Here is a 14,932-nt window from a genome sequence, read left to right as displayed (position 1 = left end):
TCTGTTTACATAGATGTTGCAGGTGCCGGCCTCATCGCGAGCAGGCTCACTCCTACAGGGGTTATGTGTTCGGACAGTCATACCGACACCTCTTCAGCATCCGCATTGGTCTTGCCAAAGCGTCGCCCGAGGCGGTCGAAATACAGGTAAATCACTGGCGTGGTGAACAGCGTCAGCACCTGACTCACCAGCAGACCGCCAACCATCACCAGACCCAGCGGCTGACGCAATTCAGCCCCGGAACCGGTCGCGAGCATCAACGGCACCGCACCAAACAGCGCCGCCAGCGTGGTCATGAGGATTGGCCGGAAGCGCAGCAACGCCGCCTGATAGATCGCCTGTTCCGGCGCCATGCCCTGATTGCGCTCAGCATCGAGGGCGAAGTCGATCATCATGATCGCGTTCTTCTTGACGATACCGATCAGCAGGATGATGCCGATGATCGCGATCATGCCCAGGTCATTGCCACTGAGCAGCAGCGCCAGCAAGGCGCCGACCGCCGCCGACGGCAGGGTCGAGAGAATGGTGATCGGGTGAATGTAGCTCTCGTAGAGCACGCCGAGCACGATGTACATGGTCACTACCGCCGCCAGAATCAGCAGCAAGGTGCTCGACAGCGACGCCTGGAATGCTTCGGCCGCGCCTTGGAACTGGGTCTGCACGCCGACGGGCATGCCGATGTCTTTCTGCACCTGTTCAATGATGTCGACCGCATGCCCCAGCGCCACACCGGGGGCGAGGTTGAACGACATCATCACCGCCGGGAACTGGCCGATATGGGTGATCGCCAGTTGCGCCTGACGTTCCTCGATATGAGCCAGACTCGACAGGCGTACCTGCGCGTCATCGGTGGTCTTGACGTGAATCTGGTCCAACGCCTGCGGGCCGATTTTCTCACCGGCCTGGGCTTGCAGCACCACGCGGTACTGGCTGGCCTGGGTATAAATGGTCGAGATCTGCCGCTGGCCAAAAGCGTCATAAAGCGCATCGGTGATGTTCGCCACCGAAACGCCAAGGCGTGAGGCGGCATCGCGATCGATCACCAGATAAACCTGCAAACCCTTGTCCTGCAAATCACTGGCAACGTCGGTCAGTTCCGGACGCTGGGCCAGCGCTTCGACGAGACGGCCGCTCCACTGGCTGAGCAGTTCGGAGTCCGGCGAGGACATGCTGAACTGATACTGAGTACGGCTGACACGGTCTTCGATGGTCAGGTCCTGCACGGGCTGCATGAACAGGCGGATGCCGACCAATTTGTCCAGTTGTGGCTGCAGGCGCGCAATCACTTCAGTAGCGCTCAGATCGCGATCGCCATGGGGTTTGAGGTTGATCAGCAAGCGCCCGCTGTTGAGCGTGGCGTTATCGCCGTCGACACCGATATAGGACGACAGGCTCTGCACCGCCGGATCTTCGAGAATGATTTTCGCCAGTTCCTGTTGACGCTCGCCCATGGCCGCAAAGGAAATCGACTGCGGCGCCTCGGAAATGCCCTGAATCACCCCGGTGTCCTGCACCGGGAAGAAACCCTTCGGCACGACCATATAGAGGAACACGGTCAACGCCAGTGTGCCGATCGCCACCAGCAAGGTCAGTGGCTGGTGCTTGAGCACCCAGCGCAGCATCCGACCGTACTCAGCGATCATCCAGTCGATGACAGCGCCGCTGGCACGGTAGAAACGGCCCTGTTCATGTTCCTCGGGTTCACGTTTGAGCAAACGTGCGCACATCATCGGCGTCAGGGTCAGTGAGACCACCAGCGAAATCAGGATCGCAACGGCCAGGGTGATGGCGAATTCGCGGAACAATCGCCCGACCACGTCCGCCATGAACAGCAGCGGAATCAGTACTGCAATCAGCGACAGGGTCAAGGAGATCAGGGTGAAGCCGATCTGCTTGGCGCCCTTGAGCGCGGCCTGCATCGGGCTGTCGCCCTCTTCGATAAAGCGCGAAATGTTTTCCAGCATGACGATGGCATCGTCGACCACAAAACCGGTGGCAATGGTCAGCGCCATCAAGGTCAGGTTGTTTACCGAGAACCCGGCCAGATACATCACGCCAAAGGTGCCGATCAGCGACAGCGGCACGGCCACCGACGGAATGATCGTGGCACTGGCGCGACGCAGGAACAGGAAGGTCACCATCACCACCAGGGCGATGGCGATGAGCAATTCGTGTTGTACGTCGGTGACCGAGGCGCGGATGGTCTGCGTGCGGTCAGTCAGCACCGTCACTTCGAGGCCGGCCGGCAGGTTGTCGGTGATGCTCGGCAGCAGCGCCTTGATGCGGTCGACCACCTCGATCACGTTGGCACCCGGCTGCCGCTGGATGTTCAGCAACACCGCCTGATTCTGGTTGGCCCATGCAGCGAGGCGTTCGTTTTCGGCGCCATCGACGATTTCCGCCACGTCCTTGAGCCGCAACGGTGCGCCGTTCTTGTAGGCGAGGATCAGGTTGGCGTAATCCTTGGGCGAGGTCAGTTGATCATTGGCGTCGAGCATCGACACCCGCGTCGGGCCGTCAAAGTTGCCTTTCGGCTGGTTGACGTTGGAGGCGCTGATCAAGGTGCGCACGTCCGACAGGTTCAGACTGTTGGCCGCCAGCGCTTCCGGGTTGACCTTGATCCGCACGGCCTGGCGCTGACCACCGGCAATGCTGACCATGCCGACGCCGCTGATCTGGGCGATTTTCTGCGCCATGCGCGTATCGACCAGATCGTTGAGCTTGGGCAGCAGCATGGTTTTCGAGGTGATCGCCAGGGTCAGCACCGGGGTGTCTGCCGGGTTGACCTTGTTGTACACCGGCGGCGCCGGCAAATCAGTCGGCAGCAGATTGGTCGCGGCGTTGATTGCGGCTTGCACCTGTTGTTCAGCGACGTCCATGTTGATGTCGAGGCTGAAACGCAGGGTCAGCACCGACGCACCGCCGGAACTGGTCGAGGCCATTTGCGTCAGGCCCGGCATCTGCCCGAACTGGCGCTCGAGCGGCGCGGTCACGGCACTGGTCATCACATCCGGGCTGGCGCCGGGATACAGGGTCATGACACGGATGGTCGGGTAATCGACCTGTGGCAACGCCGATACCGGCAACAAGCGATAAGCAATCAGGCCGGCCAGAACTATGGCCAGCATGCTCAGGGTAGTGGCTACCGGTCGGAGGATGAACAGCCGCGAAATGTTCATGCGCCCTTCTTGGCCTTGTCAGTGACCACAGCGTCTGGCGTCTGGGCAGCGGACTTGCCTTGCAGGTGTTCGGTCGGCGTGGTCGGTACTTGATTGCTGTCGTTGACCACTTCCACTTCACTGCCTTCCTTCAGGCGGTCGGTGCCTTCCAGTACCACGCGGTCGCCGGCAGTCAGACCTTCGGTGATGACGGTGTTTTCGCCGTCGCTGGCACCAATCTTCAACTGGCGAATGGTGACTTTCTTGTCGCCGTCCAGCGCATAGACGAAGGTCCCGTTGGTGCCGAACTGGATGGCCGCCGATGGTGCCAGCACCACGCCTTTCAGCGTGTCAGCGAGCAAGTGAACGTTGACGAACTGGTTGGGGAACAGCGCCTGATCGCGGTTGTCGTAGCGGGCCTTGAACTTCAGGGTGCCGGTGGCGACGTCGATCTGGTTGTCGAGGCTTTGCAATACGCCGGTCGCTTGCAGTTTGCTGTCACCGCGATCCCAGGCTTCAGCCGGCAGCTTGGCGCCACTGCGATAACGCGCGAGTACGGTTTCAAGGCTGTTTTCCGGCAACGTGAAAGCCACGCTGATCGGCTGGGTTTGCGTGATCACCGCGAGGAACGTGGTGTCGTTGGCGGTAACGAGGTTGCCGACGTCAACCTGACGCAGACCGACGCGACCGGCGATTGGCGCGCGGATCTTGGTGAATTCGAGATTGAGCTTGGCGTCGTTGACCGCGGCCTGATTGGTCTTGACCGTGCCCAGATACTGGCCGACCAGTGCTTCGGCGGTGTCCAGTGTCTGTTTGGCGATGCTGTCCTCTTTGTACAGACCGCGATAACGCTCGACGTCGACCTGGGCGTTTTTCAGTTGTGCCTGATTCTGCAGCAAAGTGCCTTCAGCCTGCAGCAAGGCATTCTGGTATGGACGTGGATCGATCTCTGCCAGCAGGTCGCCGGCCTTGACCATCTGGCCCTCTTCGAAGTTGATCTTGACCAACTCGCCGCCCACCCGGCTGCGCACATTGATAGTGTTGAGCGCGGTCACGGTGCCCAGTGCCTTGTAATACAGCGGGAAGTCGCCGGTGACCGCCGGCGCCACGCGCACCGGAATCGGCCCGGTGCCGCCACCGAAGCCCGGCCGCATCATCCCCGAACGCCCGGTGTGCCCGGCCGCCGCCTTGTCAGCGCCCTCTTTGTGGGCTGAACCGGCGGGCCAGAATTTCCAGCACAGGACGGCGATCACCAACAAGACAAGCAGGCTGATCAGCCAGCGGCGGGAGTTACGAGGGGACGATTGCATGGAGTCATTAACCATTGGGCGCGTGGGCTTCTTTTACGGGAGGCTGAACGATAAGCACTAGTGGGGAAATAGCAAAGCAGCTTTACCGGCAATTTACTTACACCTTACGTTTCAAGGTGTGAGGCAAAACACTGATACACAAATGAAAACGGCCTGGACAGGGCCAGGCCGTTAACAATTGTAAAAGCGCTTACTTGAGAACGGACAGTGCCGCTTCGTAGTTAGGCTCTTCAGCGATTTCCTTGACCAGTTCGCTGTGCAGGACGTTGTCGTTTTCGTCCAGAACCACAACGGCGCGAGCGGTCAGGCCTTTCAGCGGGCCGTCAGCAATGGCCACGCCGTAGTTCTCGATGAACTCGGCACCGCGCAGGGTCGACAGGTTCTGTACGTTTTCCAGACCTTCAGCGCCGCAGAAACGCGCTTGTGCAAACGGCAGGTCAGCGGAGATGCACAGCACCACGGTGTTAGCCACTTCGTTGGCCTGAGCGTTGAACTTGCGCACCGAGGTGGCGCAGGTCGGGGTGTCAACGCTTGGGAAAATGTTCAGCACTTTGCGCTTGCCGGCAAAGTCTTTCAGGGTGACGTCGGACAGATTGCCGGCAACCAGAGAAAAGGCTGGCGCCTTGGAACCGGCTTGTGGCAACTGGCCGTTGACTTGAACCGGATTGCCTTTAAGGGTGACTTGAGCCATGACTTGAGTCCTTCTGATGTTTTGATTGGAAAGCATGCAAGAGGCCGAAGTTAACCACGAAATTGTCCGACGACCTATGCCCTGTTTGGAAATTGTTGGGTGCCTGCCTGAAAAATTGTATACAAAACCAAAACCATTCCCCTGTAGGAGTGAGCCTGCTCGCGATAGCGGTGTGTCATATACGCAAATGTTGACTGACACTCCGCCATCGCGAGCAGGCTCACTCCTACAATGGATCTGCGGTGTGAAAAATTCTCTGCATCTTTTACCAGAGACCCTGTCGATTCACCGCTGGCCCGTTCGACTAAGCAATGAATCCCACCAAACTCACGGAGTAACCGCCATGCGATTCATGATCCTTGTCAAAGCCAGCGCCGACTCGGAAGCCGGCATCATGCCCAGCGAAGAGCTGATCACCGCGATGGGCAACTTCAACGAAGAACTGGTCAAGGCCGGCATCCTGATCGATTGCGATGGCCTGCATCCGAGCAGCAAAGGCGCCCGCGTGCGCTTCTCCGGGGACAAACGCACGGTCATCGACGGGCCGTTCATCGAGACCAAAGAACTGGTGGCGGGTTACTGGATCTGGGAAGTGAAATCCAAAGAAGAAGCCATCGAATGGGTCAAGCGCTGCCCTAATCCAATGTCAGGCGATTCTGATATTGAAATCCGCCAGATATTTTCTGCCGAAGACTTCGGCGCCGAATTCACCCCCGAAGCACGTGCGCAAGAAGAACGCGCTCGCGAACAAGCCAAGAAAAACAGCTGAACCGGATATCCCCATGTAGGAGCTGCCGAAGGCTGCGATCTTTTGATTCTGTTCTTAAAACACAAGATCAAAAGATCGCAGCGTCGTTTCACACGACAGCTAAAGATTCGATCAGTCGGGCATAGAGCGGATGATGTCAGCCAGATCATCCTTGGTTATTTCATTGGCCTTGATCGCAGCGGCGACATCTATTCTGGAAAGCGGAAAACGTTTGAAAGTTTCTTTCAAGGTTTCCTCATCAACATTGTCCAGCCAGAGCGGATCGATAAATGAACCGCCATATTCAGGCTTCATGGGAATTTCTTCGTGTGCAATTGCACCTCTATGGTTGAGATACACCACATAGCGGTCATGCCCTTCAGGAAAGCTTTTATCGTGATAAAGCGTAGTGCCCAAAGGCAGAACATAGTAGTTCTCGTCGCCATTTGGGCCTTCAATCAGCAACGGCTCTTTGGTTTTGATCATTTTCCTGTCGTGCCCTTTCCCGATATCACCAAAAATCAGAAAAGCCAAAAAAACTGCATTGACGGATAAAACTACCGCCAGCCATAGGCTAATTCGCCTGTTCGTAACCATCTTCCTTATCAAACCTTTGCTCCTGCAATTGTCACGGTTATGCCCGACCGTAATTCAAGGGACGCTCCGCGTTCCAGCTTGCGAATTTGACGCAGAGCGTCAGGGGCTGCATTCCCACGCAGAGCGTGGGAATGATCATTCAATGGATCAGTTCTTGAGTTCGACGTGATCCAAGGCTTGATTCACCGCCAGTTCCCCCAGCATGACGACCTGTGCGATCCCCAATGCAGTCTTGCGCTGAGAAGTTTCCAGCGAGGCGGCGAAGTTGATCAGCATTTCGCTGGCCGAGCCGAGGGTTTCGCTGGCGTTGGCGAGCAGGGATTCGGTGTTGTACCTGGGATTGGCGAGGTACATGGGTTCCGGCTCGTTGACGCTGGACATGATATGGGCGGAGGGGTTGAGGTAGAAATCGAGGGCGCGGTCGGCGGCTTCGTGGAGTTTTTTACTGTCGACTGAGGCGTAGGGGGATGTGGTGTCGGCGTCTGATTCAGGGGGATTGGGTGTTGGCTTTTTCATGGTGTTTTCTCTATCCGAACGGTGGAGCTGGCCCATTCGGCTTCCGGTCGAATGGGTGGCAGCTGTACGCAGGCTGGAAACCCGGGGGACAGAGAAACCCGGACGACCCGAAGGTCCCCCACGCACAGCCGCCATAACTAAGTACGCACCAAAAAAGGTGCGCAAGCATACGTCATGAACGGTGCTGTTGCGTTCAGTTTTCCCCCGGGGTTTCCAGTCCCGGTCGCTGATTTGGCAGCGACGAACACAGGCTAGAGACCCGACGTCCGACGGACAACCTGAAAACCTTGTGGGAACGTTCCGCAAATTCGAAACAACGTTTAAACATCCCGAATTGAAATACGCATAGGTAGCTGCCAAATGCTCGGGCCGTGATCGGACGATCTTTTGATTTCGCATTTAAAAAACAAGCGCAGCCTCGTGTCACTCGACAGCTCCTGTCGCCAGTGCGCCGGCCGCTTGCAGGGTCAGTTGGCGGTTGATGCGCGGCGACGGCGGCAACCCGTACTGCTGCTGGTTCGTCGGCCAATAAGCAACAGCTGAGGACTTTTCCACGCGAAACAGGTAGGGTGCGCACAATCAAAGTGCCACCACTGGACCGCGTCGAAGGTTTTCATGGAGTTGTACACGCAATGAGTTGCTGGACCGTCCTTGGCCTTACGGCCGACGCCGATACGCGCAGTATCAAACGACAATATGCTGCCCTGCTCAAACAGACCCGTCCAGACGAAGACGCCGAGGGCTTCCAGCGCCTGCGTGACGCCTATGAGCAAGCCCTGAATTACAAGGAATGGGCGCAGGCCAACGAAGACCTGGAGGCTGAAGAAGACGCCTGGGACTTGACCGGCCTGACGGTAGTCGAGGTCGATGCCTTGCAACAGGCGACCCGCTCGCTGCACGGCACCAGCCTTGCGCAGTTGCAACAACGCCATGCCCTCGCCGTCGAGCAGGGTTGCGCGCACATCCTCGAAGAGACCCTGCTGCAGCATTGCATCGAGCACCCTGAAACATCGGCGCCGATGGTTGATTGGGCGGTTCAGACCTATCACTGGTTCAGTGCCTGGCAGCGGCTTGAGCTGGATGAAGAGTCGATCGAGCTGTTGCTCGATCAGCAGCGGGAACGCATCACTCGACCGCTGCGTGATGCCCTCGAAAGTGAAGACACTGCAGCCTTTTTGCAGGCCTACGCACAGTGCGCCGAATGCCTCTGGCTCGACGCTGAGGTACACCGGCAGTGGTTCAACCTGTTTCTGAGTCGATTGCTACTGGACAGCGAACACTGGTCCTCCGCTATTTTCGAGCAGGTTTGTGCGGGCCAGGGCTGGCACACCGGCCCGGCCAACCGTTGCCCGCAAGACGAATGGAAGCGTCTGATCGCTCGCCATGAAGCTCCGCTTTTTATCGCGCAGCAACGACAACTTGCCCAAGAGCCGCCAGCCACTGCCGAACACCGCGCCGCGCGCCTGTTGCTCGGCAGCGGCCCGTTCAGTCAGCGTCGCGCGCTGGCCCGACGCCTGCGCGAAGAGGATTGGGCGCAATGCCGCCAATTGAGCTCGGCACTCTATGCCAATCACCCAATGGTCTGCGCAGAGTTGCCCGGTGGCACCGCGTTTTTCTGGCGCGACTGGGAGCTCGGCCGTGGCGAATGGCCGACATACCTTGGCGTAGTGCTGGCCTGCCTGATCGGTGCTTTTGCGCACTTCATCCCGCTGGGGCTACGCGTCACCGGCCTGTTCAATATTTTCATGGTATCGATCGTGGTGTTCGGTGTAATTGCCGCCGGCCTCAATTGGCTGGCGCACGATCTGGCGCACCGTTATTGGCTGCAGGATGACTGGCTCAGCGCGCGGCTGTGTCCGGGGATCGTGGCGCCATTCGGTGTACTTCGCGACTTGATTCCCTGTGCGCTGATGGCGGCCGGACTCACTTGGCTATTCGGCCCCGTCGGCGGGGTGGTCTATGCGACGACGTTGGCGATTGTCGGTCTGGTACGGCGGCGCCAGATCCAGCCACATGTGTCCTGGGAACAACGCAATCCACTGCTGAAGATTTGCCTGGTGATCCTCGGCGTTGTTGCCCTGGTGATCGCCCTCTGCGTGCTCAATGTGATTGCCAGCAAAGACACGGTTACCCGCAATCAGGGACTGCAACCCTGGGCCGAGCGCTTGTGCAGTCGTCTGCCCGCCTCGGCGACCGGCTGCGGTGCGCCAGCCACCCGTGAGCAATGGTATGGCGCGGAGGCAAAACCATGAGTTCGAGAATGATGTTTGGCAGTGGCCTGCTGATCGCGCTGCTGGTGATGGGATTGTCGGGAGCAACCACGCCGTTCCTGCAACTCGATCTGTGGCTGGACAATCGCGACGCGCCCGTCACCGCTCAGGCCAACGCACTCAGCCCGATCATCACCTGCGTCAACCGTGTCGACGTGCATTGGCAGGTGGCCTATGAGCAATACAAAAATCCGAAACCGCCCAAGGATTATTCTGCCGCCAATTGGGTCCCCGAACCACGGGACTTCGAGGACAGTGATGCGCGCATCGTGCAGGACATCCAGAAGGATGTCTGTCTTTCCAACATGAACCTGAAGCTCGATCTTCTGGGCTATCAGCCGGGCCTCTCGCAAAGCGCCCGGGCCTATGCGAAAGCACTGCAGGGTGTAGCAACGGTATCGATGCCCTCACGATTCGATAGAAGTGCAAGTTTCGTTTCGGTGTTCCCGAATCCGTCAGGGGGCTACCGGGAGCGGTACCTGAGCGCCATCGCTGACTACCTCCAAACATCGGCGGCTCTGAGAAAAGACCTTGTGGCGCTCGATGTCGCCCAGCGCAACGAACAACTGAAACGCCTCGAAGCACGTGTGGGCAAGGATATCCACTGGTCTCTGCTGGCTTTCATGATTGAGGCCCGGGAGACACTGGAGCGACTGGAAGACGGGATGAAGCACCGAACGCTGACACCGCAAACCGTGGCGGACACCACCGCCAGCCTGCAACGAGCGTGGGATCGCCGCGAGCCTTTCATGCGCTTGCCCGAGCGCGGATTACGCACCAAGGACGACGACGCGAGGGAACTGTGGGAGTACATCCGTGAGCCATCGCAACAGTACCTTGAGGCGCTGAACACACTGCACAAGGACTGGCAAAACCACGCCTCGCCGCAACGCTTGAGCGACGACTACTACGCCGTCACTCGCGGTTACGACGCCCTGCTCAGTCACTACAACCGCCGGGCGCGCGCTGACTTTTGAGGGTGTGCACAGGCCGGAGAATCCTCGCGGACCTCCGGCCGTATGCACTTATTTGCCGGCCTTGAGCTTCAGATACGACTGACGCAGGTCTGCGGCCCAGCCATCGATGACGGGTTTGACGTCATTGGCGCTCATTGCCTGCGAATCATTTTCCAGTGGCTTGCCGGTACCTTTGCGCACCACTTGTGCGACGACCTTGTTATTCGCGCCATCGAGGAACACCGCTTCGGTGGCCAACGTGGTTTCCTGATCGCGAATACCGCTGGCCGTGCTGACCGCAGCGGCGACCAACGCAATCGGAATCACCTCGTAAGCGTGCAGGCCTTCGGTGGAACTGCTCACGGCGGTGATCGCCGCACGCACCACAATCACACCTGGACCTGGGCCAGTCGCCAACGGCAGATCTTTGCCGATTTCACGCTTGAGCGCTTGATCGTAGTAGGAAGTGATGCCATTGAGGGTTTGCTGGGAGATCTTCGCGGTCGGTTGCGGTTTCGGGTAGAGCTGGGTCGGCTCGATATAAACGCTGGTGAATTTCCTGACGTCGACCTTCGGATCGATCCAGCGCATGACCTCGGCACCTGACGGGGATTTGGCCTCCTTGAGTTGGCTGTAGTCTTTGAGGAAGCCGGAGTACTCTTTCGGGTCGACGGTTTTGCTGGAACAACCTACCACTGCGAGGGTGGCAAAACACAGTGTGCCCATCATCACTGCTAGCTTCATGCTGTAACTCCTGTCAGAAGGCCGAAAACTTTGCCTAGGGGAGTTACAGGTATAGCTAAAACCTCAGCAATTGCGATTGCAAAGCACAATATTCACGCAAGGCTGCGCGGCGGATCACATGCATCATTTGAAAGACGTCGCGCATCCGGCAACGCTGCCTCGAGCACTTGGCCATTGGTGAGCTTCAAGAATCCGCTGCATTGGAGCAATCTGAGCCAGGACGCCCGCAGATGCTGTTGCAGGGGTGGAAGAAGATGAATATGGGGGATCCGGCGCTTAAGTGATTGGCTGGAAATTGTCTTCCCTCACCCTAGCCCTCTCCCAGAGGTAGAGGGGACCGACCGGGGGATATTCGAGAGATGCACCGACGTGACCGATTGGCTTTGAATCCATAATCGACTCGGTCTTCCACGTCGGTGCAGGACCCCAGACAACTCGGTCAGTCCCCTCTCCCTCTGGGAGAGGGTTAGGGTGAGGGGCTTTTCTGGGGTTCACCCCGTTACCAGGACGAAGTCTCACCACTGCGCAACGCCATCTCCCGCCGGCTGTTGATGTGCATCGCCTTGATCAACGACACCGTGCCCACCAGCAAAATCGCCGCACCCAACAGGAAGTCGATGTTGTACAGCTGGAAATCCTGGACCGGCCCGATCAGCAGCACCCGCACGATCGCGGCGCCCAACAGCGTGGCAAGGAAGTCGATCCCCGGTTCATTACGGTAAAACACCAGCAGCAACGGCAGACACAGCACCAACAGCAGCAACAACACGACTACCTTGAATGAACCTTTACGCTCCACGCTGAAGGCACATTCGTGCGGCCCGTAAGCCTTGTAATCGTCGTCGCGGATCATCGAGTTGTTCTCGTTGATGTAGTCGACGCGGTTGTACTTCTGGATCGGTGTGAAGGTGTTGGACATCTCCATCAGTGTGGTGATGTTCTTGAAGCGCAGATCAATGCGCTCACTGCCCTTGAGGTAATAGAGCACCGGTTTGTAGCCGTAGCGATAGGTGTCGAAGGGGAATTCGGTGACCTGACCCTGCACACCGATCGGGCGCGGTTCGAGTTCGGCGTAGGCGCTTTTGTTGGTCGCGGAAAGGTTGCGGCTCAGCGGCTGCACCTTAACCTGCTCAAGGAAGATCGGCGTGACGCCGTAGGACCACTGCAACGGCTCCAGACGCAAACGCAGTTCATTGCGAGCGAGGTCATAGCGGTTGAAGGTACGTTCCGAGACCACCAGCGAACCACTGAGCATGAACTCGCCGCGCAGGTTATTGGTGACGCGCAAGGTCAGTTGATCCTTGCCCAGCAACGCCGCTTCCGTGGACGGCGGCGTGCCGCACCACGCGGTGCTTTCGCCGACACCGCCGAGCTGGCCGCTGCGGTTTTCCTTGAATACGTAAAAGTAACTGGCCCACAGCGTCACCATTAACAGCAACGCTGTGAGGCCGAGGATTTTTTTGCCCGGACTCACTGATCAGACTCCCTTCTTCGGTTCCATCGTCCAGCCGAAAACCCGCTGGCGACGGCGACTCTACCAAAAGGCCACCATCGACCCAAGGGAAAATGCCCGATTCATGAGGTTTCTAGGGGTTTCCCCGGTGTACATCGAAGATCAAAAGATCGCAGCCTGCGGCAGCTCCTACACGCAATCCACTGTAGGAGCTGCCGCAGGCTGCGATCTTTTTTAACCGTCAACGCCGACGAAAAAGCGGACGCGGCTCGATCACCGAACGCCCATACAACACGCTCATGCCGGCCAACCCCTTCAGCGCATCCTCGGCAGACTTGTCCTCGCGCACCGCGAAACTGTCGAACCCGCACTGGCGCATATGGCTGAGCTGATCGCGCAACACATCGCCAATCGCGCGCAACTCCCCTGCCCAGCCGAACCGACTGCGCAGCAGATACGCCTGACTGTAGGCTCGACCGTCGCGAAAACTTGGAAAATCCAAGGCAATCAGCGGCAACGAACCCAGCCACGGCACCAGGCTCTCGACCTCATCGTCCGGGCCGAGCCACACGGCGTGGGTCGACGGCGATTGCAGCCAGTGCATCAGCGGCAAGATCAGCAAACCTGCAGGCCTTGGCGTCGATGGTTCACGCACCAGCGTCCACGGATCGTCCTTCGCAATCCGCGCCACACCCTGCTCCAGCCGCAACAGATTGTTCATGCCGTGGCCTCCAGCGTTTTCGGATAGACCCGTTCCTTGAACGGCTCCAGGCCAATCCGTGCCACGGTATCGACAAACAATTCTTCGTGCTCGCGATAGCGCACGAAGGTGCCAATGATCCGCTCGATCACCTGCGGCACTTCGGCGGCGCTGAACGACGGGCCGATGACTTTGCCCAATGCGCTGTTTTTACCTTGGGCGCCACCGAGGGTGATCTGATACCACTCGCTGCCATTCTTATCGACGCCGAGGATGCCGATATTGCCGATGTGATGATGGCCGCAAGCGTTCATGCAACCGGAGATGTTCAGGCTGATATCGCCCAGATCATGCAGGTAATCGAGGTTGTCGAAGCGCGCCTGAATCGCCTGGGCGATCGGAATCGATTTGGCGTTGGCCAGTGCGCAGAAATCGCCACCCGGGCAGGCAATGATGTCGGTGAGCAGGCCGACGTTGGCGCTGCCCAGATCATGTTTGCACGCCAGTTGCCACAGCGCGTAGAGGTCGGTTTTCGGCACATCGGGCAAGACGATGTTCTGCTCATGGGCGATACGAATTTCGCCAAACCCGAAACGCTGCGACCAGTCGGCCACCGCCAGCATCTGCACAGCGGTCACATCTCCCGGCGGCGAAGCCATGCCCGGTTTGGTCGACAGCACCACGCTGGTGTAACCCGGCACCTTGTGCGGTTGCACATTGCGCGCGACCCAACGGGCGAACGCCGGGCTTTCCGCCAGGCGCGTGCCGAAGTCCAGATCGGTGTCGGCCAGGGTGTGATAAACCGGCGGCACGAAGGCACTGGCGACCCGTTGATATTCGGCCTCGGTCAGTTGCGCCGGGCCGTCCTTGAGGTGCTGCCATTCCTCTTCGACTTCCTTGGCAAACGCTTCGATGCCGAGTGCCTTGACCAGAATCTTGATGCGCGCCTTGTACTTGTTGTCGCGCCGGCCGTGCCGGTTGTACACGCGCAAAACCGCTTCGACGTAGGACAGCAAATGCTGCCACGGCAAACCTTCACGAATCTGCAAACCGAGAATCGGCGTGCGCCCCAGACCACCGCCGACGATCACTCGCAGCAACATCTGCCCGTCGCGCCCGGGGTAAAGATACAGGCCGATGTCATGCATCATGATCGCCGCGCGATCCTGCTTCGCCGAGCAGATGGCGATCTTGAATTTGCGCGGTAGGAAGAGGAATTCCGGGTTGATCGTCGACCACTGCCGCAGGATTTCGGCCAACGGGCGCGGGTCGATCAACTCGTCCGCCGCGACCCCGGCGAAGGCCTCGGTGGTGATGTTGCGCACGCAGTTGCCGGAGGTCTGGATCGCATGCATGTTGACCTGCGCCAGGCGTTCGAGGATGTCCGGCACCTCGGCCAGTTCGATCCAGTTGAACTGCATGTTCTGCCGCGTGGTGAAGTGGCCGTAACCGCGATCATAGTCGCTGGCGATGCTCGCCAGCGTGCGCATCTGCTTGGCGTTCAACGTGCCGTAGGGAATCGCCACGCGCAGCATGTAGGCGTGCTTTTGCATGTACAGGCCGTTTTGCAAGCGCAGCGGCAAAAACTCCTCTTCGCTCAGTTCCCCGGCCATGAAGCGCTCGACCTGATCGCGAAACTGCGCAACGCGCTCGAACACCAGCGCCCGGTCGTAATCATCGTATTGATACATGCCACTGCCACCTCATCAGGACGCACACAATTCCTGTAGGAGTGAGCCTGCTCGCGATAGCGGTGTGTCAGGCAACTGAGATGTTGACTGACACACCG

General features: G+C 58.8%; 13 protein-coding genes. 3 read left to right on the top strand and 10 right to left on the bottom strand.

From position 1 onward, the window contains the following. Window positions 1-77 precede the first annotated feature (77 nt). From PspR84_RS13885 to tpx, 3 genes are all read right to left on the bottom strand, one after another. Window positions 78-3,179 (bottom strand): MdtB/MuxB family multidrug efflux RND transporter permease subunit, encoded by a 3,102-nt coding sequence (locus PspR84_RS13885; protein WP_160057698.1) that lies wholly within the window; start codon window positions 3,177-3,179, stop codon window positions 78-80. Then, complete coding sequence (locus tag PspR84_RS13880) at window positions 3,176-4,483, bottom strand: MdtA/MuxA family multidrug efflux RND transporter periplasmic adaptor subunit (protein WP_160057697.1); 1,308 nt, start codon at window positions 4,481-4,483, stop codon at window positions 3,176-3,178. The genes PspR84_RS13885 and PspR84_RS13880 overlap by 4 nt, the downstream gene beginning before the upstream one ends. Before the next feature lie 175 nt (window positions 4,484-4,658). Beyond that, on the bottom strand, window positions 4,659-5,159 hold the full coding sequence (tpx, locus tag PspR84_RS13875; RefSeq protein WP_016987527.1) for a thiol peroxidase: 501 nt from the start codon (window positions 5,157-5,159) through the stop codon (window positions 4,659-4,661). A gap of 343 nt (window positions 5,160-5,502) precedes the next feature. On the opposite strand from tpx, the gene PspR84_RS13870 reads away from it, so the two are divergent. Continuing rightward, on the top strand, window positions 5,503-5,928 hold the full coding sequence (locus PspR84_RS13870; protein ID WP_160057696.1) for a YciI family protein: 426 nt from the start codon (window positions 5,503-5,505) through the stop codon (window positions 5,926-5,928). 111 nt (window positions 5,929-6,039) lie between these two features. Here PspR84_RS13870 and PspR84_RS13865 read toward each other — a convergent pair whose 3' ends face one another. The 3 genes from PspR84_RS13865 to PspR84_RS13855 all read right to left on the bottom strand — a co-directional run bounded on the left by PspR84_RS13865 (window position 6,040) and on the right by PspR84_RS13855 (window position 7,599). Further along, complete coding sequence (locus PspR84_RS13865) at window positions 6,040-6,441, bottom strand: hypothetical protein (protein WP_238785274.1); 402 nt, start codon at window positions 6,439-6,441, stop codon at window positions 6,040-6,042. A gap of 210 nt (window positions 6,442-6,651) precedes the next feature. Continuing rightward, a complete protein-coding gene (locus PspR84_RS13860; protein WP_160057694.1) occupies window positions 6,652-7,020 on the bottom strand; it encodes a DUF6124 family protein in 369 nt (122 codons plus the stop codon). A gap of 423 nt (window positions 7,021-7,443) precedes the next feature. After that, window positions 7,444-7,599, bottom strand: coding sequence for a hypothetical protein (locus tag PspR84_RS13855; RefSeq protein WP_160057693.1), 156 nt, complete (start codon window positions 7,597-7,599; stop codon window positions 7,444-7,446). A 53-nt stretch (window positions 7,600-7,652) separates the two neighbouring features. On the opposite strand from PspR84_RS13855, the gene PspR84_RS13850 reads away from it, so the two are divergent. Continuing rightward, a complete protein-coding gene (locus tag PspR84_RS13850; protein WP_160057692.1) occupies window positions 7,653-9,272 on the top strand; it encodes a J domain-containing protein in 1,620 nt (539 codons plus the stop codon). Then, entirely contained in the window at window positions 9,269-10,267 is a 999-nt protein-coding gene (locus PspR84_RS13845) for a DUF3829 domain-containing protein (RefSeq protein WP_160057691.1), read from the top strand. The genes PspR84_RS13850 and PspR84_RS13845 overlap by 4 nt, the downstream gene beginning before the upstream one ends. A gap of 48 nt (window positions 10,268-10,315) precedes the next feature. Here the strand turns inward: PspR84_RS13845 and PspR84_RS13840 are convergent, their stop codons facing one another. The 4 genes from PspR84_RS13840 to PspR84_RS13825 all read right to left on the bottom strand — a co-directional run bounded on the left by PspR84_RS13840 (window position 10,316) and on the right by PspR84_RS13825 (window position 14,834). After that, on the bottom strand, window positions 10,316-10,990 hold the full coding sequence (locus PspR84_RS13840) for a DUF3313 domain-containing protein (RefSeq protein ID WP_160057690.1): 675 nt from the start codon (window positions 10,988-10,990) through the stop codon (window positions 10,316-10,318). A 499-nt stretch (window positions 10,991-11,489) separates the two neighbouring features. Beyond that, complete coding sequence (locus tag PspR84_RS13835; protein ID WP_160057689.1) at window positions 11,490-12,464, bottom strand: hypothetical protein; 975 nt, start codon at window positions 12,462-12,464, stop codon at window positions 11,490-11,492. Window positions 12,465-12,684: 220 nt separating this feature from the next. Then, window positions 12,685-13,164 carry a DUF934 domain-containing protein gene (locus tag PspR84_RS13830; protein WP_160057688.1) on the bottom strand — a complete coding sequence of 160 codons (480 nt, stop codon included), beginning with the start codon at window positions 13,162-13,164 and terminating at the stop codon, window positions 12,685-12,687. Then, window positions 13,161-14,834: a nitrite/sulfite reductase gene (locus tag PspR84_RS13825; RefSeq protein ID WP_160057687.1), complete on the bottom strand. Its 1,674-nt coding sequence runs from the start codon at window positions 14,832-14,834 to the stop codon at window positions 13,161-13,163. The genes PspR84_RS13830 and PspR84_RS13825 overlap by 4 nt, the downstream gene beginning before the upstream one ends. Window positions 14,835-14,932 lie beyond the last annotated feature (98 nt).

The organism is Pseudomonas sp. R84 (assembly GCF_009834515.1).
In the GTDB taxonomy this organism is placed as follows: Bacteria; Pseudomonadota; Gammaproteobacteria; order Pseudomonadales; family Pseudomonadaceae; genus Aquipseudomonas.
The sequence above is the reverse complement of the archived record's forward strand: the minus strand, read 5'-3'. Positions and strand labels throughout refer to the sequence as shown.